Origin of the sequence: Pseudomonas sp. A-B-19 (assembly GCF_019947515.1) — a bacterium.
Taxonomy (GTDB): Bacteria; Pseudomonadota; Gammaproteobacteria; order Pseudomonadales; family Pseudomonadaceae; genus Aquipseudomonas.
This window is the reverse complement of the sequence record NZ_JAGYGN010000058.1, coordinates 1-2383: the sequence shown is the minus strand read 5'-3', so window position 1 is coordinate 2383 and position 2383 is coordinate 1. Positions and strand designations below refer to the sequence as shown.

Genomic DNA, 2383 nt, shown 5'->3' with positions numbered 1-2383 from the left:
GTAAGCGTCTGGCGAAGTCACCTACCCGATCCCTGCGATAAGGGCGATGTTCTCCACTTAAAAATACGTGGACACCATCGCCCTTATCTTCAGGATTGCCATGCGCCAAAGAACTTCCTATCCCAAACCTTTCAAAGCCCAAGTCGTCCAGGAATGCCTACAACCTGGCGTGTCCATGGCCAGCGTAGCCCTGCGCCATGGCATCAACGCTAACTTGGTTCGAAAATGGATACCCGCTTATCGTGATCATCAGGCGCCGGCGTTGCCCGCTTTCGTCCCGATGAAACTAGAGCCCGCGACTCGGCCTGATCAGCAAATGCCTGTCAGTATCGAGATCCCTTTCGGGCAGCAAAAATTCACCGTGCACTGGCCATCTTCAGACCCTGAAGGGTGCGCCCGTTTTATCCGTGAGCTTGCCCAGTGATCCGCATCGACGCTATCTGGCTCGCCACCGAACCGATGGATATGCGCGCCGGTACCGAGACTGCATTGGCCAAAGTGATCGCGGTATTCGGTGCGGCGAAGCCGCACAGTGCTTATCTCTTTGCCAATCGCCGCGCCAACCGCATGAAAGTTTTGGTGCATGACGGTGTTGGGATCTGGCTGGCAGCGCGACGACTAAACCAAGGCAAGTTTCACTGGCCCGGCATCCGTCACGGTTCGGAAGTTGAACTTGATAACGAGCAACTTCAAGCCTTGGTGCTGGGGTTACCTTGGCAGCGGGTCGGATCGGGCGGCTCGATCACAGTGCTTTAGCACCGGCTATTAGCCTATCGGTTTATCGCCGCTGAAGGCCTGCTCTGGCACAATCAGCGGCATGACTTCCTCGCCAAATCTCGACCAGATGACACCGGAACAGCTGCGCGCCTTGGCCGAACAGGCCATTCAGCTGCTGTCCCAAGTCGACTCCATGGGCCAGAAAATCCACCGCCTGGAAACGGTCAACGAGCAACTCGCCCATGAGATCGCCATCCTCAAGCGGCACAAGTTTGCCAAGCGCAGCGAACAGCTCAGTCCTGACCAAGGCAGCTTGCTAGATGACCTGCTCGATGCTGATATCGCAGCCATCGAAGCAGAGCTAAACGCGGTCAATCCGCGACCTGCACCGACCGAGCCACGCCAGAAACCCAAGCGTGCGCCGCTGCCACTTCAGTTCCCACGCACCGTGATCCGTCACGAGCCAGAAAATACGCAGTGCGCCTGCGGCTGCCAGCTTCAACGCATCGGCGAAGACATCAGCGAGAAGCTCGATTACACACCCGGCGTGTTCACCGTCGAACAGCATGTGCGTGGGAAATGGGCCTGCCGCCAGTGCGAAACGCTGATCCAGGCACCGGTGCCGGCCCAGGTAATCGACAAGGGCATCCCGACCGCAGGCCTGCTGGCGCATGTGATGGTGGCGAAATTCGCCGACCACTTGCCGCTGTACCGCCAGGAGAAAATCTTTGGCCGAGCAGGGCTGATGATCGCACGCTCAACGCTGGCACAGTGGGTCGGACAAACCGGCGTACAGCTTCAGCCTTTGGTCGATGCGCTGCGCGAAGCGGTGCTGGCCGAAAGCGTAATTCATGCCGATGAAACTCCGGTGCAAATGCTGGCACCCGGCGAGAAGAAAACCCACCGAGCGTATGTCTGGGCCTACAGCACGACACCGTTTTCGGCACTCAAAGCCGTTGTTTACGACTTCAGTCCAAGTCGGGCGGGCGAGCATGCGCGCAACTTCCTCGGCTCCTGGAACGGCAAGTTGGTGTGCGATGACTTTGCCGGCTACAAGGCCGGCTTCGAGAAAGGCATGACTGAAATCGGCTGCATGGCTCATGCCCGCCGCAAGTTTTTTGATCTGCACGTGGCGAATAAAAGCCAGTTGGCCGAACAGGCACTGCACTCGATTGGTGGCCTATATGAAGTTGAACGCCAAACGCGGGACATGAGCGATGAGGATCGTTGGCGAATACGGCAGGAAAAAGCTGCTCCGATAATCGCAACGCTGCATGACTGGATGTTGGCCCAGCGCGATCTGGTGCCCAACGGATCTGCAACGGCCAAAGCCCTGGATTACAGCCTTAAACGCTGGGTAGCGCTGACGCGCTACCTGGACGATGGGGCTGTGCCCATCGACAACAACCAGGTCGAGAACCAGATACGGCCGTGGGCACTTGGGCGCTCAAACTGGTTGTTTGCCGGATCACTACGCAGCGGAAAACGCGCGGCGGCGATCATGAGTTTGATCCAGTCTGCGCGTATGAACGGGCATGATCCGTATGCATATCTAAAGGACGTTCTGACTCGTTTGCCGACGCAGCGGGCGAGTGAAATTACGGAATTGCTCCCGTACAAGTGGGCGCCCGTTTAACTACGCAAGGAGTGTTCGCCGGACGCTTAC

General features: G+C 57.9%; 3 protein-coding genes. All 3 read left to right on the top strand.

Annotated elements, in window-relative coordinates:
- Positions 1–100: 100 nt before the first annotated feature.
- The 3 genes from tnpA to tnpC all read left to right on the top strand — a co-directional run bounded on the left by tnpA (position 101) and on the right by tnpC (position 2353).
- Positions 101–424: an IS66-like element accessory protein TnpA gene (tnpA, locus tag KGA81_RS29885; protein WP_223551287.1), complete on the top strand. Its 324-nt coding sequence runs from the start codon at positions 101–103 to the stop codon at positions 422–424.
- Positions 421–756: an IS66 family insertion sequence element accessory protein TnpB gene (tnpB, locus tag KGA81_RS29880; RefSeq protein ID WP_223551285.1), complete on the top strand. Its 336-nt coding sequence runs from the start codon at positions 421–423 to the stop codon at positions 754–756. The genes tnpA and tnpB overlap by 4 nt, the downstream gene beginning before the upstream one ends.
- A gap of 61 nt (positions 757–817) precedes the next feature.
- Positions 818–2353 (top strand): IS66 family transposase, encoded by a 1536-nt coding sequence (gene tnpC, locus KGA81_RS29875; protein ID WP_223551283.1) that lies wholly within the window; start codon positions 818–820, stop codon positions 2351–2353.
- Positions 2354–2383 lie beyond the last annotated feature (30 nt).